Origin of the sequence: Roseovarius aestuariivivens (genome assembly GCF_004761875.1) — a bacterium.
Classification (GTDB): Bacteria; Pseudomonadota; Alphaproteobacteria; order Rhodobacterales; family Rhodobacteraceae; genus Roseovarius; species Roseovarius aestuariivivens.
This window is the reverse complement of record NZ_SJEY01000007.1, coordinates 210404-230446: the sequence shown is the minus strand read 5'-3', so window position 1 is coordinate 230446 and position 20043 is coordinate 210404. Positions and strand designations below refer to the sequence as shown.

At 66.1% G+C, this 20043-nt stretch carries 28 protein-coding genes; 9 read left to right on the top strand and 19 right to left on the bottom strand.

Annotated elements, in window-relative coordinates:
• Nucleotides 1-4 precede the first annotated feature (4 nt).
• The 12 genes from rimM to ffh are packed head-to-tail and all read right to left on the bottom strand — an operon-like array spanning nt 5 to nt 6723.
• Nucleotides 5-511: a ribosome maturation factor RimM gene (rimM, locus tag EZV60_RS13200; RefSeq protein ID WP_135506055.1), complete on the bottom strand. Its 507-nt coding sequence runs from the start codon at nt 509-511 to the stop codon at nt 5-7.
• A complete protein-coding gene (locus EZV60_RS19130) occupies nt 504-647 on the bottom strand; it encodes a hypothetical protein (protein WP_167853527.1) in 144 nt (47 codons plus the stop codon). Before EZV60_RS19130 ends, rimM begins: the two co-directional genes overlap by 8 nt.
• A gap of 2 nt (nt 648-649) precedes the next feature.
• Nucleotides 650-1279, bottom strand: a complete 630-nt coding sequence (bluB, locus tag EZV60_RS13195) for a 5,6-dimethylbenzimidazole synthase (protein ID WP_135506054.1) — start codon at nt 1277-1279, stop codon at nt 650-652.
• A gap of 24 nt (nt 1280-1303) precedes the next feature.
• Complete coding sequence (rpsP, locus tag EZV60_RS13190) at nt 1304-1723, bottom strand: 30S ribosomal protein S16 (protein ID WP_135506053.1); 420 nt, start codon at nt 1721-1723, stop codon at nt 1304-1306.
• Nucleotides 1724-1773: 50 nt separating this feature from the next.
• Nucleotides 1774-2073 (bottom strand): chorismate mutase, encoded by a 300-nt coding sequence (locus EZV60_RS13185; RefSeq protein WP_135506052.1) that lies wholly within the window; start codon nt 2071-2073, stop codon nt 1774-1776.
• Nucleotides 2066-2668 carry a GNAT family N-acetyltransferase gene (locus EZV60_RS13180; protein ID WP_135506051.1) on the bottom strand — a complete coding sequence of 201 codons (603 nt, stop codon included), beginning with the start codon at nt 2666-2668 and terminating at the stop codon, nt 2066-2068. Before EZV60_RS13180 ends, EZV60_RS13185 begins: the two co-directional genes overlap by 8 nt.
• A 3-nt stretch (nt 2669-2671) precedes the next feature.
• Nucleotides 2672-3256 (bottom strand): GNAT family N-acetyltransferase, encoded by a 585-nt coding sequence (locus EZV60_RS13175; RefSeq protein ID WP_245306297.1) that lies wholly within the window; start codon nt 3254-3256, stop codon nt 2672-2674.
• Nucleotides 3253-3822: a GNAT family N-acetyltransferase gene (locus EZV60_RS13170; RefSeq protein ID WP_135506050.1), complete on the bottom strand. Its 570-nt coding sequence runs from the start codon at nt 3820-3822 to the stop codon at nt 3253-3255. Before EZV60_RS13170 ends, EZV60_RS13175 begins: the two co-directional genes overlap by 4 nt.
• Nucleotides 3819-4253 (bottom strand): DUF6691 family protein, encoded by a 435-nt coding sequence (locus tag EZV60_RS13165; protein ID WP_135506049.1) that lies wholly within the window; start codon nt 4251-4253, stop codon nt 3819-3821. Before EZV60_RS13165 ends, EZV60_RS13170 begins: the two co-directional genes overlap by 4 nt.
• Nucleotides 4253-4681, bottom strand: coding sequence for a YeeE/YedE family protein (locus EZV60_RS13160; RefSeq protein ID WP_135506048.1), 429 nt, complete (start codon nt 4679-4681; stop codon nt 4253-4255). Before EZV60_RS13160 ends, EZV60_RS13165 begins: the two co-directional genes overlap by 1 nt.
• Nucleotides 4678-5214: a GNAT family N-acetyltransferase gene (locus EZV60_RS13155; RefSeq protein WP_135506047.1), complete on the bottom strand. Its 537-nt coding sequence runs from the start codon at nt 5212-5214 to the stop codon at nt 4678-4680. Before EZV60_RS13155 ends, EZV60_RS13160 begins: the two co-directional genes overlap by 4 nt.
• A 3-nt stretch (nt 5215-5217) precedes the next feature.
• A complete protein-coding gene (gene ffh / locus EZV60_RS13150) occupies nt 5218-6723 on the bottom strand; it encodes a signal recognition particle protein (RefSeq protein ID WP_135506046.1) in 1506 nt (501 codons plus the stop codon).
• A gap of 235 nt (nt 6724-6958) precedes the next feature.
• On the opposite strand from ffh, the gene EZV60_RS13145 reads away from it, so the two are divergent.
• The 7 genes from EZV60_RS13145 to aroC all read left to right on the top strand — a co-directional run bounded on the left by EZV60_RS13145 (nt 6959) and on the right by aroC (nt 11966).
• Entirely contained in the window at nt 6959-7507 is a 549-nt protein-coding gene (locus EZV60_RS13145) for a prolyl-tRNA synthetase associated domain-containing protein (protein ID WP_135506045.1), read from the top strand.
• A gap of 261 nt (nt 7508-7768) precedes the next feature.
• Complete coding sequence (locus EZV60_RS13140) at nt 7769-8143, top strand: AtpZ/AtpI family protein (RefSeq protein ID WP_135506044.1); 375 nt, start codon at nt 7769-7771, stop codon at nt 8141-8143.
• Nucleotides 8133-8912, top strand: a complete 780-nt coding sequence (locus EZV60_RS13135) for a F0F1 ATP synthase subunit A (RefSeq protein ID WP_135506043.1) — start codon at nt 8133-8135, stop codon at nt 8910-8912. The genes EZV60_RS13140 and EZV60_RS13135 overlap by 11 nt, the downstream gene beginning before the upstream one ends.
• 49 nt (nt 8913-8961) lie before the next feature.
• Entirely contained in the window at nt 8962-9198 is a 237-nt protein-coding gene (locus EZV60_RS13130) for a F0F1 ATP synthase subunit C (RefSeq protein ID WP_135506042.1), read from the top strand.
• Nucleotides 9199-9287: 89 nt separating this feature from the next.
• Nucleotides 9288-9842 (top strand): F0F1 ATP synthase subunit B', encoded by a 555-nt coding sequence (locus EZV60_RS13125; protein ID WP_135506041.1) that lies wholly within the window; start codon nt 9288-9290, stop codon nt 9840-9842.
• 5 nt (nt 9843-9847) lie between these two features.
• Nucleotides 9848-10408 carry a F0F1 ATP synthase subunit B gene (locus EZV60_RS13120; protein ID WP_135506040.1) on the top strand — a complete coding sequence of 187 codons (561 nt, stop codon included), beginning with the start codon at nt 9848-9850 and terminating at the stop codon, nt 10406-10408.
• Between the two features lie 454 nt (nt 10409-10862).
• Nucleotides 10863-11966, top strand: coding sequence for a chorismate synthase (aroC, locus tag EZV60_RS13115; RefSeq protein ID WP_135506039.1), 1104 nt, complete (start codon nt 10863-10865; stop codon nt 11964-11966).
• An 89-nt stretch (nt 11967-12055) separates the two neighbouring features.
• Here aroC and EZV60_RS13110 read toward each other — a convergent pair whose 3' ends face one another.
• From EZV60_RS13110 to EZV60_RS13100, 3 genes are all read right to left on the bottom strand, one after another.
• Complete coding sequence (locus tag EZV60_RS13110; RefSeq protein WP_135506038.1) at nt 12056-12931, bottom strand: DMT family transporter; 876 nt, start codon at nt 12929-12931, stop codon at nt 12056-12058.
• Between the two features lie 70 nt (nt 12932-13001).
• The gene (locus tag EZV60_RS13105; RefSeq protein WP_135506037.1) at nt 13002-13289 is read right to left on the bottom strand and encodes an HU family DNA-binding protein; all 288 of its coding nucleotides are present in this window, start codon (nt 13287-13289) and stop codon (nt 13002-13004) included.
• Nucleotides 13290-13418: 129 nt separating this feature from the next.
• Nucleotides 13419-14903, bottom strand: a complete 1485-nt coding sequence (locus EZV60_RS13100) for an AMP nucleosidase (protein ID WP_135506036.1) — start codon at nt 14901-14903, stop codon at nt 13419-13421.
• Nucleotides 14904-15000: 97 nt separating this feature from the next.
• On the opposite strand from EZV60_RS13100, the gene EZV60_RS13095 reads away from it, so the two are divergent.
• Entirely contained in the window at nt 15001-15429 is a 429-nt protein-coding gene (locus EZV60_RS13095; protein ID WP_135506035.1) for a VOC family protein, read from the top strand.
• Nucleotides 15430-15456: 27 nt separating this feature from the next.
• Entirely contained in the window at nt 15457-16335 is an 879-nt protein-coding gene (locus tag EZV60_RS13090; protein ID WP_135506034.1) for an SDR family oxidoreductase, read from the top strand.
• Nucleotides 16336-16360: 25 nt separating this feature from the next.
• On the opposite strand, the gene EZV60_RS13085 is transcribed toward EZV60_RS13090, so the two are convergent.
• The 4 genes from EZV60_RS13085 to EZV60_RS13070 all read right to left on the bottom strand — a co-directional run bounded on the left by EZV60_RS13085 (nt 16361) and on the right by EZV60_RS13070 (nt 19930).
• On the bottom strand, nt 16361-17641 hold the full coding sequence (locus EZV60_RS13085; protein WP_135506033.1) for a bifunctional folylpolyglutamate synthase/dihydrofolate synthase: 1281 nt from the start codon (nt 17639-17641) through the stop codon (nt 16361-16363).
• The gene (locus EZV60_RS13080) at nt 17638-18021 is read right to left on the bottom strand and encodes a hypothetical protein (RefSeq protein WP_135506032.1); all 384 of its coding nucleotides are present in this window, start codon (nt 18019-18021) and stop codon (nt 17638-17640) included. Before EZV60_RS13080 ends, EZV60_RS13085 begins: the two co-directional genes overlap by 4 nt.
• A complete protein-coding gene (gene accD, locus EZV60_RS13075) occupies nt 18018-18968 on the bottom strand; it encodes an acetyl-CoA carboxylase, carboxyltransferase subunit beta (protein ID WP_135506031.1) in 951 nt (316 codons plus the stop codon). Before accD ends, EZV60_RS13080 begins: the two co-directional genes overlap by 4 nt.
• A 62-nt stretch (nt 18969-19030) precedes the next feature.
• On the bottom strand, nt 19031-19930 hold the full coding sequence (locus tag EZV60_RS13070; RefSeq protein WP_135506030.1) for a CPBP family intramembrane glutamic endopeptidase: 900 nt from the start codon (nt 19928-19930) through the stop codon (nt 19031-19033).
• Nucleotides 19931-20043 lie beyond the last annotated feature (113 nt).

Sequence of the window (20043 nt, the reverse complement as noted above, 5' to 3'; positions counted from 1 at the left end):
CGGCCTAAAAGAGCCCCTCTGGCGGGTCGGCGATGATGCGGCCCCCGGCGATATCCACGGTCGGCACGGCGTCGAGCGTGAAGGGCAGAAGCACGGTGGATTTGAGCCCCGGCCCGTGGATTTCCAGAAGGTCGGACGCGCCGTGGTTCTGCACGGATTTGACGCGCCCCAGGGAGGTGCCGCCGGTGTCGAACACCTCCAGCCCGATGAGGTCGGCGTGGTAATACTCGTCGTCGGGCAGGGCGGGCAGACGGTCGCGCGCCACGTAAAGCCGCGCGCCCTTGAGAGCGTCGGCCTGTTCCTTGGTGGCGATGCCCGAGAGCCGGGCGATGAGCGCGCCCTTGGTGGCCTGCCCGGTGAGCGTGATGGTGAAGTTTTGCGCCCCATCCTCGGTCTCGACAGGGCCATAGGTGGCCACATCCGTAGGCTCGGCGGTGAAGGATTTGAGCCGCAATTCGCCGCGCACCCCAAACGCGCCGGCGACGGCGCCGATGCAGACCCGTTCAGACATCGGAGCCCCCTTCGACATAGCACAGCCCGGCGCGGTAGGTGCCGGGGCATTCGCCGCGCTGGTCGGACCGCTCGTAAAGCACGCCCGCCACGAAGGCGAGCGCGGCAAAGATCACGAGACGGATAAGGCCGAACATGTCTAGCGCACCTCGATGTGAAGGCTGTCGGAGCGATCTTCCCAGCCGGCCTGCTGCAACTCGGGCGTTTCGCTTTCCGCTTCGGGCCAGCCGACGCAGAGCCAGGCGACGAGGGCCCAGTCGGGGGGCACGTTCAGATCGCGGGCGAGCCTGTCGGGGTCGAGGATCGACACCCAGCCCACGCCCAAGCCCGCCGCGCGGGCGGCAAGCCAGAATTGCGTGACGGCGGCCACGACCGAGTAGCGGCGCATTTCGGGCATGGTGCCGGCGCCGAGCCCTGCGCCCTTGTCGGTGCTCTCGTCGCAAAAGACGGCCAGTTGCACGGGTGCCTCTGCCATGCCCGACAGCTTTAGCGTGGCATAGGTCTGTGCGCGGTCGCCGTCATAGCCCGAGAGGGCCGCGTCATTGGCCGCGCGGAAGTTGTCCAGCGCGGCCTGACGGAGCGCGGGGTCCTCGATGCGCAACACGCGCCAGGGTTCGGACAGTCCGACGGAGGGTGCGAGCCGGATCGCCTCGAGGCAGCGGGCGAGCGTGGCCTCGTCGACCGCGTCGGTGCGGAAGCGGCGCACGTCGCGCCGCCACCGCATGAGCCGGTCGAGATCCGACTGGAAGTCAGGCGAAAACCCCTGCATGCCCCGCACGCCCCGCTGAAAAGATCAGCTTTCGCTGGTCTCTTCGGCGGCTTCGGCTTCTGCCTCTGCCGGGGCGGCTTCGGCTTCCTTGGCGGCCTCGGCGGCAGCGGCGGCCTTGTCGGCTTTCTCCTTCTCGCGCTCCTGGGCCTTCTTGCCCGGGGTGCCCTTCTTAAGGTTCGCGCGCTCTTTCTTGTCGAGAATGCCCGCGGCCTCGAGGAAGCGCGAGATCCGGTCGGAGGGCTGCGCGCCCTGGTCGAGCCAGTACTGGATACGCTCGACATTCATCTTGATGCGGTCCTCGCTGTCCTTGGGCAGGAGCGGGTTGTAGGTGCCCAGCTTCTCGATGAAGCGGCCGTCGCGCGGCATGCGGCTGTCGGCGGCGACGATGCGGTAGAAAGGGCGTTTCTTGCTGCCACCACGGGCGAGGCGGATTTTCATGGCCATTGTTTGTGTCTCCTTTGAATGGCTGTTGGTTTGGCGCGCTGAAGCACGCCCTACGTTTGCTGTTGTTTGTGATGCTGAATCACTTCAGCGATGATGAAGTTCAGAAACTTCTTGGCGAATTCCGGGTCGAGATCGGCCCGGGTCGCCAGGTCTTCGAGCCGTGCGATCTGGGCGGCTTCGCGCGCCGGATCGGACGGGGGAAGGTCGTGTTCGGCCTTGAGCTTGCCCACGGCCTGGGTGTGCTTGAAGCGCTCGCCCAGCGTATAGACGAGGATCGCGTCGAGCCGGTCGATGCTCTCGCGGTGGCCCTTGAGCAGGGCGGCGGCGCGGGTGGTGGCGTCATCAGTCAATGGGCATCCCCTTCGGTCTGAACATCGGATCGGCGTAATGCCCGATTTCCAGCTCGATCCCGTCGCGGATCTGGCTGTTGGCAAGCCTGGCGGGCGTGGGATGGCGGTAGACCGCATCATTGCCGTCGATGGTGGGTGCTTCCGGGTCCTTGACGCAGCCCAGCCGTTCGGCGAGGCGGATCGAGTCGAGGTTCTTGGGGTCGATATAGCTGACCGCCCCGTCCCAGCCCTTGGCATAGAGATGGTCGCGCACCTTGTGCGTGGCTTCGAGGGCAAAGCCGTTGCCGGCCTTCTCCGGCCAGATGATCCAGGCGATTTCGCGCTCGGGCCACTTGGCGGGAAACCAGCCGCCGGCCATGCCCACGGTCTCGCCCGTGTCGCGCCGGTGGATCATCCACATGCCGTAGCCGCGGATTTCCCAATGCCCGATTTCGGCGGCGTAGAGCATCCACGCCTCGTACGGATTGAGCGGCCCGCCCATGAAGCGCGAGCGGTAGGAGGCGAAGGTGGCCTTGAAATCCGGGTAGTCCTGCGGCTCGGGCGCGCGGAGCACCAGCCGGCGGGTTTCCAGAACGGGGATACTCGGATGACCCATCTCTCAGCCCTCCGCCTTGTTCAGGTCGTGGCGGAACACCGCGGTGCCGGCATGGCTTCCGGGCCGTCCGTCGCCGGCCGGGGTCGCGCCCAGCCGCTGCGCCAGCGCGATGGAGCGGGCGTTCTGCGGCACGATATAGCTGACCAGCGACGGCAGGCCGAGCGTGTCGCGGGCAAAGGCGCGGGCGGCCTGCGCCGCCTCTGTTGCATAGCCATGGCCTTCGGCGGCTTCGGTGAGCAGGAAGCCAAGCTCGTGCTCTTCGTCGCCCGGCTCGCAGCCCAGCACGACGAAGCCCAGAAGATCGCCGCCGCCGCGCGGCTCGATCGACCAGAGCCCGTGGCCGCGCAAGAGCCAGCAGCCGACCATGTTGGAAAAGTCGTACCAGGCCTCGCCATGGGCCATCGGCCCGCCCAGCCCTTCGCCGCGCGGACCGCAGACGATATCGGCATAGGCGGCGAAATCCGCCAGGCGCGGCGCGCGCAGCCGGAGCCGCGCGGTTTCGAGCGCCGGCAGTTCCGCCGCGAGCCGGTCGGCCAGGGCCGCGGCCTTGGGCGGCGCGGGGCGTTCGCAGAGCATCTGGCCTGTCATGCGTAGGCCTCCGGGCTGCCGTCGTCATCCGCGCCGATCCCGAGGGCGTCGGGGCCGGGGTGGCGATAGAGCAGATCCTCGCCCATCTCGATATTCATGTAGGTCCGCTCGAACCAGGCACCGAGCCGTTCGGCCAGCGCCACAGAACGGGCGTTGCCCGGCACGATGTTGGAGGTGAGCGTCGTGAACCCGAGATCCTCATAGGCCCAGCGCCGCGCGCGTTCGGCCCCCTCGAAGGCGATGCCGCGTCCTTCGAACCGGTCATAGACGGCCCAACCCAGTTCCGGCTCGGGCCAGCCTTCGGGGTTCCAGATACCGGTGATGCCGCAAGGCTCGCCCGTTTCTTTCCACTCGATGGTGAAATAACCGTAGCCGTGCAGCGCCCAATGGCCGATCGAGAGCGCGAACCAGCGCCAGGCGCGGCCGCGATTGGCCTCGGTCCCGAAGCCCCAGGAGCGTGTGGGATCCAGAAGAAACCCGCAGAGCGGCTCGAAATCCTCGGGCTCGGGGCCGCGCAGGAGAAGCCGGTCGGTGTCCAGCTGGGGTATGTCGAGCGACAGGGTCATGCCGGGCGCCCCCGCATCGCGCCGCCCAGATGCAGGATGTGCCAGATCAGCATCCCGGCGACCATCGCCACCACGAAGACCGCGCCGTGCCCGCCATTATAGCTGAGCGCCGCGAGGGCCGGACCGGGGCAGAGACCCACAAGCGCCCAGCCGATCCCGAAGAGCGTGGCGCCGGCGAGCAGGCGCGCGTCGATGATCTGCGCGGGTTTCGCCGGGATGGGCGTGCCGAGCGCGGCGGTGGGGCGTTTGCCCGCCACCCGCCAGGCCACCAGCATCGGCAGGATCGCCCCGCCCAGCACGAAGGCCAGCGTCGGATCCCACGCCCCAAGCACGTCGAGCCAGCCCTGCACCTTGGCGGTGTCGGTCATGCCCGAAAGCATCAGACCGACCCCGAAGAGGCCACCGGCGAGAAAGGCGAAGAGCGCGCGCATCAGATCACCCCCAGCCCGTGGCGCGCCACGGCCATGGCGATCACACCGGCGGCGAGATAGACCAGCGTCGCCACGATGCCGCGCTTTGAGAAACGCGAGATGCCGCAAACCCCGTGCCCCGACGTGCAGCCGCTGCCCATGCGCGTGCCGAGCCCCACGAGGAGACCGGCGACAACGAGGAGCAGGGGATCTGTCGTCAGGTTGGTCTGGGGCGCCTGCCAGACCAGCGCCACGACCGCCGGTACGCCGACAAGACCCGCAAGAAACGCGAACCGCTCGTCCAGATTGCCCCGGCCGGAGCCGTCGACGACCCCGCCCAGGATGCCGCTCGCCCCCATGATCCGCCCGTTGACGAGCAGGAACATCGCCGCCGCCGCGCCGATCATGAGGCCGCCCAACAGGCCGAAGATCCAGTCCGCCGGGATCATGCCGCACCTCGCCGCGATGCCGCGCCGGGCGCGGGATGACGGTAGACCAGATGGTCCGGGTAGGGGCATTCGGGCGCGCCGGGATCATGCGCCGCGCCAAGTCTTTGGGCCAGCGCGATGGAGCGTGCGTTGTCCTTGTGGATGTAGCTGACCAGCGTGGTCTGCGCGCCCTCGGAATACGCCCAGCCGCGCGCGGCCTCGGCCGCCTCGAAGGCGATGCCTTTGCTTTCGCCCTCTGGGAAGACCATCCAGCCCAGTTCGGTCTCGGCGAAATCAGGATGCCGGCTGAGCATGATCTGCCCGACGGTCGCGCCGGTGGCACGGTCTTCGATGGCCCAGCCGCCGTGCCCCAGCAGCGCCCATTGCGCCACGTCGCGACAGAACATGCCCCAGGCGTCGCGCATCGACATCGGCCCGCCCATGTAGCGCAGGCGGTCGGACGCGCAGGCGTCGCGGTAGGCCGGAAAATCGGTCATCCGGGGCGCGCGCAGGGTGAGGCGCGGCGTGTTTATGGTGGGGGCGGTGGCTGGCATGGTTTATTTCTTCTTGCCGAACCCGCTGAGGCCGGGCGGCAGGGCCGCGCCGCCGCCCAGACCGGTCAGGCCGCCGCGCCCGGCGCCCATCTGCTTGGCCGCCTGTTCCAGCGCCTTGGGGTCCATGCCCTGCGCCATCTCCTCGGGGCTGGGGGCGCCCTTGCCGAACATGCCTTTCATGGCCTGCTTGAGCATCCCGCCTTTGCCCATCTTGCCCATCTTCTTCATCATGTCGCCCATCTGGCGCTGCATCTTGAGAAGCTTGTTAAGCTCGGAGACTTCCAGTCCCGCGCCCTTGGCGATGCGTTTCTTGCGGGAGGCCTGCAGGAGCTTGGGGTTGGCGCGCTCTTTTTTCGTCATCGAGTTGATGAGGGCAATCTGACGCGCGAGGATGCTGTCGTCGATGCCGGCGGTTTCCATTTGCTTGGCCATCTTGCCCATGCCGGGCATCATGCCCATCACGCCTTCCATGCCGCCCATCTTCTGCATCTGTTCGAGCTGCATCTTGAGGTCGTTCATGTTGAACTGACCCTTCTGGAAACGCTTCATCATCTTCTCGGCCTGTTCGGCCTCGATGGTCTGTTGCGCCTTTTCCACAAGGCTGACGATGTCGCCCATGCCAAGGATGCGGCCCGCGATGCGCTCGGGCTCGAAGGTCTCGATGGCGTCCATCTTTTCGCCCAGACCCACGAAGCGGATGGGCTTGCCGGTCACGGCGCGCATCGAAAGCGCCGCACCGCCGCGCCCGTCGCCGTCCATCCGGGTGAGGACCACGCCGGTGACGCCGATCTTGTCGTCGAATTCGGTGGCCACGTTGACCGCGTCCTGGCCGGTGAGGCCATCGACCACCAGCAGCGTCTCGCGCGGGTTGGCCACGTCGCGCACGGCGGCGGCCTGCGCGATCAGTTCCTGGTCTATATGGAGGCGACCGGCGGTGTCGAGCATGTAGACGTCGTAGCCGCCCAGACCCGCCTGCGTCTTGGCGCGCTTGGCGATCTGGACGGGGTTTTCGCCCTTGACGATGGGCAGCGTGTCGACGCCGATCTGGCGGCCGAGGATTTCGAGCTGTTCCATGGCTGCCGGGCGGTTGACGTCGAGCGAGGCCATGAGCACGCGCTTGCCCTCGCGCTCTTTCAGGCGCTTGGCAAGCTTGGCGGTGGTGGTGGTCTTGCCCGAGCCCTGCAGACCGACCATGAGGATCGGCGCGGGCGGATTGTCGATCTTGAGCGCGCCGGGATCGCCTTCGCCCTTGAGCGTGTCGACAAGCGCGTCGTGCACGATCTTGACGACCTGCTGGCCCGGTGTCACCGATCTGGTGACGGCCTGGCCCGTCGCCTGATCCTGCACGCGCTTGACGAAATCGCGCGCCACCGGCAGCGACACGTCGGCCTCGAGCAGGGCCACGCGCACCTCGCGCAGGGCTGTCTTGACGTCATCCTCGCTGAGCGCGCCCTGCTTGGTCAGCCGGTCGAAGACACCTGACAGGCGTTCGGATAGGTTTTCAAACATCGCCAAGGCCTCCTGCGCCGGTTGCGGTTTGCTGCCCCCAAGATAGGGGCAACGGTTCAAAGCATAAATGCCCCCACGGGCGAAACTCGCTGGTGGGGGGCGATCCCGGGATGATCCCACGGGACCGGAAGAAACGACGCCTTCCGGAAATGTTGAGGGGCGTTTAGGCCCGTGAACCCACCGAGTCAAGCCTTAGGGGGTTGCCGCAGGCGGCGCAGCGCGGCAAAAGTGCGGCATGGACGCCTCTTCGCTTTATCAGGACAGTCTGCCGGTCAGTTCGGATGCGCTTCTCGACGAGATGCGCGCCGCCGGGATCGCTTTTGATCTTCATGAGCATATCCCTCTGCGCACGGTCGAGGACGCCAAGACGGTGCAGGGCGGCGACGTGCCGAATGGGCCGGGGCGCATGAACGTCAAGAATTTCTACCTGCGCGACCGCAAGAAGCGGAATTACCTTGTGACGCTGGAACAGGATCGTGACGTGGATCTTGCCGCGCTCGGCGCGGCGATGGGCTGTGGCAAGCCGTCTTTCGGCTCGCCCGAGCGGTTGATGGAGTTCCTTGGCGTGCGGCCCGGCGCGGTCAGCCCGCTGGCGATGCGCACCGGCGCCGGTGCCGGCGTGACGCTTTTCATGGACGCGGCGCTGCTTGAGGCGGAATTCATTCACGTGCATCCGCTGGTCAACGACCGGACGGTGGCGATGACGCCCGACGCTCTTCTTGCATTGCTTGAAAGCTGGGGCGTCGAGGCGCACTGGCTTTCAGCGGATGCGCTGGCCACCTAGGCCCTGCGTCCCGGCGTCTTCTGGGCAAAATACCCACGTGACTTTGCCGTCAAGCCCACCGTCCGATCCGGGGGGGAGCGCCAAACTCAACCGCGCGGTTGAATATCGCAAACATGAGCATATTGCCCCGGAAGACCCTGCGGCAGATTGGTGGCCTTCGGGAAATTCTAGCAAAATCATGCACTTGCCGCGCTGCCGCGCTGTCTTGACTCGCGCGCGCCCGCCACGTAGCAACATCGCAACTGTTCCGGAGGGGCAAAGGTGGTGGATCCTGACGAGAGAGAGCGTCTTGCGCGGCTCGAAGATCGGATCAACCAGCTCAAGGCGAAAGACGCGCCGAAGCCCCATCAGGAAAGCCATTACAGTCAGGCGCAGCTGGCCTGGCGGATGGTGATCGAAATTGTGGCCGGTCTGTTGATCGGTTTTGGCATGGGATACGGGCTGGATTACCTCTTTGGGACCATCCCGATTTTCCTTGTCATCTTTACCCTGCTGGGCCTCGCTGCCGGCATCAAGACGATGATGCGCAGCGCCGCCGAGATCCAGCACGAGAAATTGGCCGACGAGGCCGAGACGGACATGCCCGAGGCTGATCTACAGCAGGGCAGCGAGAAGAGGACGACCCATGGCGACTGACGCGAAAGAAGGCGGCCAAGAGCTTGTTTTCCACCCGATGGATCAGTTTATCGTCAAGCCGCTTTTCGGCGATGGCCCGGTGGGCCTGTTTACCGTCACCAACGTGACCTTCTGGATGGTGCTGACGGTTCTGGCGATCGTGGGGCTTCTGGTTCTTGGCACCTCGGGCCGGGCCACAATCCCCAACCGCACGCAGTCGGTGGCGGAACTGGCCTATGGGTTCATCCGCAAGATGGTCGAGGACGTGGCGGGCAAGGACGCGCTGCCGTACTTCCCTTACATCATGACGCTGTTCATGTTCATCGTCTTCTCGAACTTCCTCGGGCTTATTCCCGGCGCCTTCACCACCACCAGCCATATCGCCGTCACCGCCGTTCTGGCGATGCTGGTCTTCGTGGCGGTCACGGTGATCGGCTTTGTCAAGCACGGCGCGGGCTTTCTGGGCCTCTTCTGGGTCGGCGCGGCCCCCTTGCCGCTGCGGCCCATCCTGGCGGTAATCGAGGTGATTTCCTACTTCGTGCGCCCGGTCAGCCACTCCATCCGTCTTGCTGGCAACATGATGGCCGGTCACGCGGTGATCAAGGTTTTCGCGGCCTTCGCGCCGCTGGTGCTGATCTCGACCGGGATCGGCCTTGTCGTGACGCCGCTGTCGATCCTTGCGATCACGGCGATCTACGCGCTCGAAATGCTCGTGGCCTTTATCCAGGCCTACGTTTTCACCATCCTGACCTGCGTTTACCTAAAGGATGCGCTGCATCCCGCGCACTAAGGTCGGGCGAACCCTATCCAAGCCAATTCCAACGTAAGGAGACATCACAATGGAAGGCGATATCGCACAAATGGGTCAATTCATCGGCGCAGGCCTGGCCTCGGTCGGCATGGGCGGCGCAGCCGTCGGTGTGGGCAACGTGGTCGGCAACTTCCTGTCCGGCGCCCTGCGGAACCCCTCGGCCGCTGCTGGCCAGACGGCCACCATGTTCATCGGTATCGCGTTTGCCGAAGCGCTGGGGATCTTCTCGTTCCTCGTGGCACTTCTGCTGATGTTCGCCGTTTAAGCCTCTCGGACGACGATCCTTACGACCGGGGGTGAGGGGTATTACGCCGCTCACCCTCTGTACACGGAAAGTTCCCATCGGAGGACGACATGGCAACCGAAACACATGATGCAGCCGGCAGCACGAGCGCCTGCGTCGATGCAGGTGGCGGCGCCATCGGCATGCCGCAGCTCTGCCCCGACTGGATGGGCAACCAGATCTTCTGGCTTGTCGTCACGCTGGTCGTCATCTTCTTTATCCTGTCGCGGATCGCGCTGCCTCGCATTGCCGCCGTGCTGGCCGAGCGTCAGGGCACGATCACCAACGATCTGGCCGCAGCCGAAGACCTGAAGGTCAAGGCGCAGGAAGCGGAAGAGGCCTATGAAAAGGCCCTTGCCGATGCCCGGTCCAAGGCCAACGAGATCATCGCGGAGGCCAAGGCCGAGATCAAAGCGGAACAGGACGAAGCCGCCAAGAAGGCCGACGCGCAGATCGCCGAGAAGGCCGCCGAAAGCGAGAAGGCCATCGCCGAGATCCGCGCCAGCGCGCTGGAAAACGTCGAGACCGTCGCCAAGGACACCGCCAAGGAACTGGTCGCCGCCATGGGTCAAAAGGCCGATACCGCCGCTATCGACAAGGCCGTCGCCGCACGGCTGAAAGGATGAGCGCCATGAAACAGACCCTTGCCACGCTGGTCGCCCTGACGGTCGCCAGCCCCGCGTTCGCCGCGAAAGGCCCGTTCTTTTCGCTGTCGAACACGAATTTCGTGGTGTTGATCGCGTTCTTGCTGTTCATCGCGCTGCTGGTCTACCTCAAGGTGCCGGGGCTGATCGGGGGCATGCTCGACAAGCGGGCCGATGGCATCAAGTCCGAGCTGGACGAGGCACGGGCCCTGCGGGAAGAGGCGCAGACCCTTCTGGCGAGCTACGAGCGCAAGCAGAAGGAAGTGCAGGAGCAGGCCGACCGGATCGTGGCGCATGCCAAGACCGAGGCCGCCGAAGCCGCCGAGCAGGCCAAGAAGGATCTGGAGCAATCTATCCAGCGCCGTCTGCAGGCCGCCGAGGACCAGATCGCGTCGGCCGAGGCGAACGCCGTTCGCGAGGTGCGCAACAAGGCCATCAACGTGGCCGTCGCCGCCGCGAAAGAGGTCGTTGCAAAGTCGATGAGCGCGGACGACAACAAGGCGCTGATCGAGGATTCGATCAAGCAGGTGGGCGCAAAGCTGCACTGAACTGAGCGTTCGATCACATGGAAAGCCCCGGATTGCCGCCGCGATCCGGGGCTTTTTCTTTGCGTCGGGCCGTTGTCTGCGGGCGTCAGAAAAGAAAGGGGGCCGTTGAACCGGCCCCTCATTCCGTCCTGCCACGTGTTCCGAAAAAGCCCTGCGCGTGTCGGGCACGGTGTTCCCGAGATCGCACCGGGCCGAATTTGCCAAAAGGTGCTGTTGTCAACCGTCACACAGCATTTAGGCGAAACATTGCGAATCGGTCAATATCCGGTGATTCGTTTTTTCCGGAAAATCCCGCAGAGGCTTGGGAACGCGCAGGAAAAAGTTTTACCGGGCCGGTCGCGACATGGCGGGCCGATGCCCGTCCGCCTGCATTGCGGGGTGCGGCGGGGAAATCGCTTGAGACGCTGGCGGCGGGCGGCTAGATCAGGCGCACAGAACAGGGAGACGGCCGCGCATGAGCCTCAACACCTTCGGACATCTGTTTCGCGTCACGACATGGGGTGAAAGCCACGGACCTGCGCTTGGGGCCACGGTGGATGGCTGCCCGCCCGGCGTGCCGGTCGACGAGGCCTTTCTGCAGCAATTCCTGGACAAGCGGCGGCCCGGGCAGAACAAGCACACCACCCAGCGGCAGGAGGCCGACGCGGTCAAGATCCTGTCGGGCGTGTTCGAGGGGCAGACCACCGGGACGCCGGTGCAGCTTATGATCGAGAACACCGATCAGCGCAGCCGCGACTATGGCGAGATCGCGCAGACCTTCCGGCCCGGCCATGCCGATATCACCTATCACCAGAAATACGGGGTGAGGGATTATCGCGGCGGCGGGCGCAGTTCGGCGCGAGAAACGGCGGCGCGGGTCGCCGCCGGTGGCCTGGCGCGTGCCGCGCTGAAGGCGCTGGTGCCGGGGCTGGAGGTCGTGGGCTATATGACGCGGATGGGCGATGTGACCATCGACCGGGACGCGTTCGACTGGGACGAGATCGCGCGCAACGATTTCTGGGTGCCCGACGCGGGGGCGGTCGGGATCTGGGCCGAGTATCTGCAGGGCATCCGCAAGGCGCACGATTCGGTGGGCGCGGAGATCGAGGTGGTGTGCCGTGGCGCGCCGGCGGGTCTGGGCGCGCCGGTCTATGGAAAGCTCGACACCGATCTGGCCGCCGCGATGATGAGCATCAACGCCGTCAAAGGCGTGGAGATCGGCGAAGGCATGGCGGCGGCCCGTCTGAAGGGCACCGAGAACGCCGACGAGATCTTCATGGGTGAGGCTGGCCCCGAGTACAGCAGCAACCACGCCGGTGGCGTGCTGGGCGGGATTTCCACCGGCCAGGATATCGTCGTGCGCTTTGCAGTGAAGCCGACAAGCTCGATCCTGACGCCGCGCCGGTCGATCCGGCTGGATGGCAGCCCGACCGAGGTGATCACGAAAGGCCGCCACGATCCCTGCGTAGGCATTCGCGCGGTGCCGGTGGCCGAGGCGATGATGGCCTGCGTGATCCTGGATCATTACCTGTTGCACAGGGGGCAGGTGGGCGACGGGCCGCGCGGCGTGATCGGCTGAGCCAGAGGTGCGGCTGCGCCGCGCTGTTTTTTTTGGAATGAGGGGCGCTGCCCCTCAAACTCCCTGAGGTATTTGCGGCCAGATGAAGATCAGGGCGTTCTGGTGCCCTGGCGCGAAAGCTGCACGGCGAGAATAGCCGCCGTAACGATCGTGACGCCGACAAGATCCCAAAGCCGCAGCGCCTCGCCCAGGATCAGGGCCGCGATGACGACGCCCAGGAAGGGGTTCAGGAAGTGGAAGGTCGCGGCTTTGACCGCGCCGATGCGATTGACCAGCCAGAACCACACCAGCGTGGCCGCAAGCCCGGGGATGAGCGTGGTATAGGCGAAGGCCGCGACGAGTTGCCAGGACCATGCGATGTCGAGCGTTTCGGTGGCCAGGCCGACAGTGCCGAGCACCGCGCTGCCCACGAGCATTTGCAGACCGACGATCATGAGGAAATTCCCCCCCGACGTGGCGCCGCGCACCGACAGCGTGGCGAAGGTGAGCGCGATGACACCCGCCACGCAGAGCGCGACGCCGTAGAGATCCGCACCCCCTTGCAGGCGCGAGCCCATGATGATCGCAACGCCGATCACGCCGGCGACGAGACCTGCCGTGCCGAGCTTGCCGATCTTTTCGCCGAAGACCGCCCAGCTGACCAGGCCGACGAGCAGCGGCATGGTCGAGGCGATGATTGCGGCGAGCGACGCCTCGATCGTTTGCATGGCGACGAAGTTGAGGCCGAGATAGAGCGCGTTCTGGCACAATCCGAAGATGATGGTGGCACGCCACTGGGCGCGGGTCAGCCGCCAGCTTTGCCCGAGCAGGCGCGCGAGGAGCACGCCCAGAAGTCCGGAAATGAGAAAGCGCAGGGACAAGGCCGTGACGGGTGGCGCGGCGGCCACGATGATGCGCGCCGAGGTGAAGGCCGAGGACCACATGACGGCGAAGGCCAGCCCCATGAGGATCGCGCGAATGTCCATGAGATGTCTCCGGATGCAGAAAGGGCCGCCTTGCGGGCGACCCTTTCGAAAAGGCGCTGTAAAGGCAAGATCAGCCGTTCACGCTGTCCTTCAGAGCCTTGGCGATGGTCATTTTCACGACCTTGTCGGCGTCCTTGTGGATCTGCTCGCCGGTCGCGGGGTTGCGCACGGTGCGCGCCGGACGCTCGCGGCAGTAGATCTTGCCGACGCCGGGAAGCGTTACGGCCCCGCCGCCCGACACTTCGCGGGTGATGATGTCGATGATGCCGTCAAGCGCGCCGCTTGCGGTCTTCTTGTCGCTGCCCATTTCTTCGGCCAGAGCCGCCACGAGCTGGGTCTTGGTCATCGGTTTTGCCATTGACTGGTCTCCTTCAACTGCCCGTTCCTAGGGCCTCGTGAAGCGGAGTTAACTGCATCTTGTGGATAAACACAATAAATAGTGTAGCAAAATAAGGGATTTTTGCCGGTTTCCCGCTGATTCTGCCACTTACAGAAAGGCGGTTTCGTCAAAACTGCGTAATTTCCGGCTGTGGATCCGTTCCAGAGGCATGTCGCGCAGCGTTTCCATCGCGCGAATCCCGATGAAAAGATGGCGCGAAACCTGTGTCGTGTAGAAGTCGCTGGCCATGCCCGGCAGCTTCAGTTCGCCGTGCAGCGGCTTGTCCGAGACGCAGAGCAAGGTGCCGTAGGGCACCCGGAAGCGAAAGCCGTTGGCGGCGATGGTCGCACTTTCCATGTCGAGCGCGATGGCGCGCGACTGGCTGAGCCGCTGGACCGGGCCGGACTGGTCGCGCAATTCCCAGTTGCGGTTGTCGAAACTGGCGACGGTGCCGGTGCGCATGATCCGCTTGAGTTCGAAATCGCGCAACTGGGTTTCCTGCGCGACGGCGTCCTGCAGGGCGATCTGGATTTCGGCCAGGGCCGGGATCGGCACCCAGGCGGGCAGGTCGGAATCGAGCACGCCGTCCTCGCGCAGATAGGCATGGGCGAGGACGAAATCTCCCAGAGACTGCGAATTGCGCAGCCCCGCGCAGTGGCCGACCATGATCCACGCATGCGGGCGCAGCACCGCGATGTGATCGGTCGCGGTCTTGGCGTTGGACGGCCCCACGCCGATATTCACCAGCGAGATGCCCGCGCCATTCGCGCGCTTGAGATGGTAGGAGGGCATCTGCGGCTGTTTTCGCGACGGCGTCAGAGGCGCGTCGCCGTCGGTGATGACCGCGTTGCCCGGGCCCACGAAGGCGGTATAGCCGCTTTCGGGATCGCCAAGCGCACGGCGGGCATAGGCCTCGAACTCGGCCATGTAGAACTGGTAGTTGGTGAACAGTACGTGATTCTGGAAATGGGCCGGGTCGGTGTCGGTGTAATGCGCCAGCCGCGCGAGCGAGTAATCCACCCGCTGCGCCGAGAAAAGCGCCAGCGGCGCGGGCGCGCCCGGCAGGGTGACATGCGTGCCGTTTACGATGTCGTCATTGGTTGTGGCAAGATCCGGCACGTCGAAATGATCGCGCAGAGTGAACCGCGCCGCGCCCTGTTGCGGCACCGTGAGATCGGGGCGCGTTGCGACGGCGAAATGCACCGGCATGGGCGTCTCGGACGGGCCGATGATGACCGGAACCTCGTGATTGTCCATCAGAAGGCCGATCTGCTGTTCGAGATAGTGCCGGAAGAGGGCGGGCCGGGTGATCGTGGCCGCATAGGTGCCCGGTTCGGCAAGGTGGCCGAAGCTCAGGCGACTGTCGATCTTGGCGTAGCTCGACGTGGTGATCCGGATTTCGGGATAGAAGGCGCGGGCGCGGCCGCGCGGCCCGGCGGGCCCCATGGCCGACAGGAACTCTTCGCAGAGCCAGCCGGTGGCGGTGTCGTAAAGGTCGATCAGGCGCTGCACCGCGCTGTGGGGCGTGGAAAACGCCTCGGGCCCGGGCAGGGCGGGGGTTCTGAAGCTGGTTTCGGCGGGATCCGTCGCCATGGGCTGTATCCGGTACAATCGACTGCTCGTGGCCACGTTGACACGCCCGGCGGGCGCTGTTCAAGCTGATCCGTGTCGGACGGCGAAAGGACGGGCGATGGATTTCGAAACGGTCAGTGCGGGAGCGTTCGGTGCGTCGCTGCGGGGCGTGGGGCTGAACCTTCTGGTGCGCGACGTGTTGGCGGAGGTGGCCTTCCTCGAAGCGGTGTTCGGCATGCGGGGCCATCGGGTGAGCCGGGATTTCGCGATCCTGACCTATGGCGATGCGGTGCTGCAGATCCATGCCGATGCGACCTATGCCGCCAACCCGCTTCTTGGACTGCTGCCCGAGGCGGGCGCGCGCGGCGCCGGGGCCGAGATCCGGCTGTTTGACACCGACCCCGACGCGGCGGCCGCGCGGGCCGAGGCGGCGGGGGCGCATATCCTGCAGCCGCCCACCGACAAGCCGCATGGGCTGCGCGAGGTCTATATCCTGTGCGAAAACGGCTATGCTTGGGTGGCGTCCCGGCCTCTGGATGTTACATGAGAGCCTGAAGCCTCAGGGGGATCCCACATGACCGGCACGCTATTGTCTTTCGGCCACGGCTATTCGGCGCGCGCGCTGGCGCGGCGGCTTTTGCCGCAGGGCTGGACGATCTACGGCACGACGCGCAAGGCCGACAAAGCCGAGGCGCTGCGGGACGAGGGCGTGATCCCGATCCTGTGGCCCGAAGGCGATTTTGAGGAGGCGCTGGCGCAGGCCGATCATCTGCTGATCTCGGCGGGGCCGGACGAGGGCGGCGACCCGGTCCTGCGCGAGATGGGGCGGGAGATTTCCCAGATTGCACTGCGCATCGTATGGGCGGGATATTTGTCGACGACGGGCGTCTATGGCGATCACGACGGCGAATGGGTGACCGAGGAAGCGCCCCTGACCCCCTCGACCGAGCGCGGTCAACGGCGGGTGCAGGCCGAGGCGCAATGGCAGGCCGTCGAGGGCCTGCCGCTGCACATCTTCCGGCTGGCGGGCATCTATGGGCCCGGGCGCGGCCCCTTCGAGAAGGTCCGGCAGGGTACGGCGCGGCGCATCATCAAGAAGGGCCAGGTCTTCAGCCGCATCCATGTCGAGGATATCGCGCAGGTGCTCGAGGCGTCGATCAAGGCACCCAATCCGGGCACGGCCTATAACGTCTGTGACAACGATCCCGCCCCGCCACAGGACGTGATCGGCTATGCCGCCGAGTTGCTGGGTCTGCCGCTGCCGCCCGAAGTGGATTTCGAGGAGGCCGAGATGTCGCCGATGGCGCGCAGTTTCTATGCGGAGTCCAAACGCGTGGATAATCGCCGCATCCGCGAGGAGCTTGGCGTAGAGCTGCTTTATCCCGACTACCGGAGCGGCTTGCGCGCGCTTCTGGCGGAAGAGGACGGCGGAGACCCGGGCGCGCCCGCCTGACCGTCCTCGACAGAAGTGCCGGCCCTCAGCCGTTTTCGCGCAGGATATGCCCGGCCAGATAGAGCGAGCCGCAGATGAGGATGCGGGCGGTGGGATCGGTCGCCGCGATGGCGCGCACCGCTTCGGTGGCGCTGGGCGCGGTGGTGGCGGGCAGGCCGGCCTTGTCGGCGGCGGCGGCGGTCTCATCCGCGGGCAGGGTGTTCGCCTCGCCGGGAATGGAAAGCGCAGTCAGGCTTTGCGCGACCCCGGCCAGAGGACGCAGGTAGCCGCCGATATCCTTGGTGTTGAGCATCCCGCAGACGAGATGCATGGGCCGTGGCGGCAGGTTTACGAGATGCCGCGCCAGCGCTTCTCCGGCGGCGGCGTTATGCCCGCCGTCGAGCCAGATCTCGGCTTCGGGCGCGGCCTCGACCAGCGGACCCGTGCGCAGGCGCTGCATCCGTGCGGGCCAGTGGGCGCGGGTCACGGCGGCCTCGAGCGCGGCATCGCCCAGCCCGAGGTGACGCAGCGCCATGAGGGCGGCGCCCGCGTTCTCGATCTGGTGGGCGCCGGGCAGGTTGGGCAGGGGCAGGTCGCGGAGCCCGGTTTCGTCCTGAAAGACCAGCCGCCCGCGCTCTTCGTTCGCGTGCCAGTGCTGTCCGTCGGCCAGAAGCGTCGCGCCGAGGGCTGTGGCGCGGGTCTCGATCACGTCCATCGCGTCGTCCGCCTGCGGGCCGACCACGCAGGGCACGCCGCGCTTGAGGATCCCGGCCTTTTCGCCCGCGATCTTGGCCAGCGTGTCGCCGAGATACTGCTCGTGGTCCATCGAGACCGGCGTGATGAGCGTAAGTGCGGGGCGTACGATCACGTTCGTGGCATCGAGCCGCCCGCCAAGCCCGACCTCGAGCAGCGTGTAATCCGCCGGAACGCGGCTCATGGCGAGGATTGCGGCGCAGGTGGTGATTTCGAAATAGGTGATGGATGCGTCGCCATTGGCGGCGTAGCACTCGTCAAGCACCGCCGTCAGGTCTGGCTCGGAAATCAGCTCTCCCGCGAGGCGGATGCGTTCGTGGAATCGCGCGAGATGCGGCGAGGTATAGGCATGGGCGGTCAGGCCCGCCCCCTCGATGCCGGCGCGGATCATCGCCTGGGTCGAGCCCTTGCCGTTGGTGCCCGCAATGTGAATGACCGGCGGCAGCCGATCCTGGGGATTATCCAACGCCTTGAGCAGGCGCCAGACCCGGTCGAGCGTGAGGTCGATGATCTTGGGGTGGAGCGCCATCATCCGGTCGAGGATGACATCGGAGCCTTGGGCGGGCGCGGTCATGCGGGGATCCTTTCGAGACGCACGAGCAGACAGACGAGAGCGGCGGCGGCGAGATCGAGCGCGCCGCAGAAATGCGGCCACCAGCCGGGGCCGGGATGGCCGGTCAGGCCGAGGGCAAGGTCGAGGAGGCCATGCGCGCCGAGAACCAGCGCCAGCGCGAGGGTGCTGCGGTGATAGGCCCAGATCGCGGCGGCGGCGAAGGTGGCGAAGATTGCCCCGTGCAGGAACAGACCGCCGTGATCGACCGCGAAAACCGGGTAGAAGAAGGCGATGGCGGCCACCAGGACCGCCAGTCCGGAGCGGTCGCGCAAGAGGCCGCAGAGATACATTGTGAGCGTAATGGCAAACCCGCTGGCCGCCCCGGCAAGGGCGGCGGTCATGCCTCGTCGGGGGCCTTCGGCGCGGCCGGGTCCGGTTCCAGCGGCGCGGGTGCGGCGCGGGACGGGTCGGGCGGCGGCAGGTCGCCCATCACGGCGGGGGGCAGGCCCAGCAGCATCCGGGTGATTCCGATCAGCTCGTCGCGCATCCGGGCGCGCGGCGTCACCCTGTCGAGCATGCCGTGGTCGAGCAGGTATTCGGCGCGCTGGAACCCGTCGGGCAGTTTTTCGCGGATCGTCTGTTCGATCACGCGCGGGCCGGCAAAGCAGATGAGCGCGTTCGGTTCTGCGATATGAACGTCGCCCAGCATTGCGTAAGAGGCTGTCACGCCCCCGGTGGTCGGGTGGGTCAGCACGACGATATAGGGCAGGCCCGCCTCTTTCAGCATCTGCACCGCGACGGTGGTGCGGGGCATTTGCATGAGGCTCAGGATGCCTTCCTGCATGCGCGCGCCGCCGGCAGCGGAGAAGAGGATGAGCGGGCGTTTGAGATGCACGGCCTCTTCGGCGGCCTTGATGATGGCGTTGCCCACATACATGCCCATGGAGCCGCCCATGAACGAGAAATCCTGCGCGGCGGCGACGATGGGCGTGCGCCCGATGTCGCCGGTGGCCACGAGCATGGCTTCTTTCTCTCCCGTCGCCTTTTGCGCGGCTTTCATCCGGTCGGGATATTTCTTCTGATCGCGGAAATGCAGCGGATCGAGATTGGGCGCGGGGACCTCGATCTCGGCGAAGGCGCCGCCATCGAAGAGCGCGGAAAAGCGTGCGCGGGGCGTAATCGCCATGTGATGCCCGCAGGAGGTGCACACATTGAGATTGTCGGTGAGTTCGCGATGAAACAGCATCGTGCCGCACTCATCGCATTTGGACCACAGGTTCTCGGGGATCTCGCGGCGCGAGAAGATCGAGTTGATGCGCGGACGCACGTAATTGGTGATCCAGTTCATAGGCGTGGGGCCCCCTGCTGCCGTCTGCGCCGAGAGATAATGGGCGCGCGCCGCAATTGCAATCAGCGCCGGAGCGCGAGCCGCGCGGCGAGCCAGCTGCAGAAGAGCACCATCAGGTCGACCGGCGCCCAGAGCCAGACCGCGCCGCGATCCTCGAGCGAGAAGGGCATGGAATAGAGCGCCAGCCCGTCGAAATTGCCCTCGGGCGCGGCCAGAAGGATGGCCGCGAAATTGTTGATGAAGTGCAGCGCGATGGCCGGACCAAGCGTGCCGGCGCGCGCGGTCAGGTCGGCGGCGGCGATCCCGAAGGCCGTGGCCCAGAGCACGATCAGCCAGGTATTGTCCCCGTTCATGGCGGGATCGTGATGCAGGACCCCGAAGGCGGCGGACGGCACGAGGATCCAAACCCAGGGCGCGTGGAACCGTGCCGCGAGCTGGCTTTGCAGGTAACCGCGGAACACCAGTTCTTCCGTGCCGGTCTGGATCAGCAGGGCAAGAAGCGCGAGCGGCAGGAGCGTGAGCCAAAGCGCCGGATCGAGGTTCGGCTCGGGCACAAAATCGGGCGGCGTCGGCATCAGGACCGAAATCGCGAGGTGCAGACCCGCAAGATAGAGGCAGACGCGCCGGAACTGCAGTGTGGCCAGTCGCGTCGGGCCAAGGAGGCTGGCAAGACTGCGCCCGTGCACCTGCCGCAGCGCCACGTTGAGCGCGAGAAGCGCGAAGATGAAAATGAAGAGATTGCCCAGCACACCGGCCGCGGTGCCGCCATCCTCGAGCGCGGCGAACAAACGCTCGCTCAGATCGGCGGGCAAGAGCGCGCGCAGCAGGATCGAGGCGATATAGACGGAGGTGAAAAAGCCCAGAACGACAATGAGGCTGCCGGTGAAAAGCTGCGGCAGCGAGGCGCTTGGCCGGGCAGGGGCGATCAGCGCCTCGAAGAAGGGATAGGGGCGGCGGGGCATGACAGTTTACCTAGTCTGCGGATCGGGGTGCTGCAACGGCGGCATGACAGTCTTGGCACGCGGATGGCTGTGAGCCCACACCGGCGCCGGGCAACAAAAAACCCGGGCGCGAA

What these genes read in the sequence shown, in the direction of transcription:
- EZV60_RS13130 (WP_135506042.1), top strand. Translation starts at nt 8,962, where the DNA reads ATGGAAGGCGATATCGCACAAATGGGTCAATTCATCGGCGCAGGCCTG.
- bluB (WP_135506054.1), bottom strand. Translation starts at nt 1,279, where the DNA reads ATGCAGGGGTTTTCGCCTGACTTCCAGTCGGATCTCGACCGGCTCATG.
- EZV60_RS13125 (WP_135506041.1), top strand. Translation starts at nt 9,288, where the DNA reads ATGGCAACCGAAACACATGATGCAGCCGGCAGCACGAGCGCCTGCGTC.
- ffh (WP_135506046.1), bottom strand. Translation starts at nt 6,723, where the DNA reads ATGTTTGAAAACCTATCCGAACGCCTGTCAGGTGTCTTCGACCGGCTG.
- EZV60_RS13155 (WP_135506047.1), bottom strand. Translation starts at nt 5,214, where the DNA reads ATGCCAGCCACCGCCCCCACCATAAACACGCCGCGCCTCACCCTGCGC.
- EZV60_RS13165 (WP_135506049.1), bottom strand. Translation starts at nt 4,253, where the DNA reads ATGCGCGCGCTCTTCGCCTTTCTCGCCGGTGGCCTCTTCGGGGTCGGT.
- aroC (WP_135506039.1), top strand. Translation starts at nt 10,863, where the DNA reads ATGAGCCTCAACACCTTCGGACATCTGTTTCGCGTCACGACATGGGGT.
- EZV60_RS13100 (WP_135506036.1), bottom strand. Translation starts at nt 14,903, where the DNA reads ATGGCGACGGATCCCGCCGAAACCAGCTTCAGAACCCCCGCCCTGCCC.
- EZV60_RS13080 (WP_135506032.1), bottom strand. Translation starts at nt 18,021, where the DNA reads ATGACCGCCGCCCTTGCCGGGGCGGCCAGCGGGTTTGCCATTACGCTC.
- EZV60_RS13085 (WP_135506033.1), bottom strand. Translation starts at nt 17,641, where the DNA reads ATGACCGCGCCCGCCCAAGGCTCCGATGTCATCCTCGACCGGATGATG.
- EZV60_RS13090 (WP_135506034.1), top strand. Translation starts at nt 15,457, where the DNA reads ATGACCGGCACGCTATTGTCTTTCGGCCACGGCTATTCGGCGCGCGCG.
- rimM (WP_135506055.1), bottom strand. Translation starts at nt 511, where the DNA reads ATGTCTGAACGGGTCTGCATCGGCGCCGTCGCCGGCGCGTTTGGGGTG.
- EZV60_RS19130 (WP_167853527.1), bottom strand. Translation starts at nt 647, where the DNA reads ATGTTCGGCCTTATCCGTCTCGTGATCTTTGCCGCGCTCGCCTTCGTG.
- EZV60_RS13120 (WP_135506040.1), top strand. Translation starts at nt 9,848, where the DNA reads ATGAAACAGACCCTTGCCACGCTGGTCGCCCTGACGGTCGCCAGCCCC.
- EZV60_RS13145 (WP_135506045.1), top strand. Translation starts at nt 6,959, where the DNA reads ATGGACGCCTCTTCGCTTTATCAGGACAGTCTGCCGGTCAGTTCGGAT.
- EZV60_RS13170 (WP_135506050.1), bottom strand. Translation starts at nt 3,822, where the DNA reads ATGACCCTGTCGCTCGACATACCCCAGCTGGACACCGACCGGCTTCTC.
- EZV60_RS13175 (WP_245306297.1), bottom strand. Translation starts at nt 3,256, where the DNA reads ATGACAGGCCAGATGCTCTGCGAACGCCCCGCGCCGCCCAAGGCCGCG.
- EZV60_RS13110 (WP_135506038.1), bottom strand. Translation starts at nt 12,931, where the DNA reads ATGGACATTCGCGCGATCCTCATGGGGCTGGCCTTCGCCGTCATGTGG.
- rpsP (WP_135506053.1), bottom strand. Translation starts at nt 1,723, where the DNA reads ATGGCCATGAAAATCCGCCTCGCCCGTGGTGGCAGCAAGAAACGCCCT.
- EZV60_RS13095 (WP_135506035.1), top strand. Translation starts at nt 15,001, where the DNA reads ATGGATTTCGAAACGGTCAGTGCGGGAGCGTTCGGTGCGTCGCTGCGG.
- EZV60_RS13135 (WP_135506043.1), top strand. Translation starts at nt 8,133, where the DNA reads ATGGCGACTGACGCGAAAGAAGGCGGCCAAGAGCTTGTTTTCCACCCG.
- accD (WP_135506031.1), bottom strand. Translation starts at nt 18,968, where the DNA reads ATGAACTGGATCACCAATTACGTGCGTCCGCGCATCAACTCGATCTTC.
- EZV60_RS13070 (WP_135506030.1), bottom strand. Translation starts at nt 19,930, where the DNA reads ATGCCCCGCCGCCCCTATCCCTTCTTCGAGGCGCTGATCGCCCCTGCC.
- EZV60_RS13105 (WP_135506037.1), bottom strand. Translation starts at nt 13,289, where the DNA reads ATGGCAAAACCGATGACCAAGACCCAGCTCGTGGCGGCTCTGGCCGAA.
- EZV60_RS13180 (WP_135506051.1), bottom strand. Translation starts at nt 2,668, where the DNA reads ATGGGTCATCCGAGTATCCCCGTTCTGGAAACCCGCCGGCTGGTGCTC.
- EZV60_RS13160 (WP_135506048.1), bottom strand. Translation starts at nt 4,681, where the DNA reads ATGATCCCGGCGGACTGGATCTTCGGCCTGTTGGGCGGCCTCATGATC.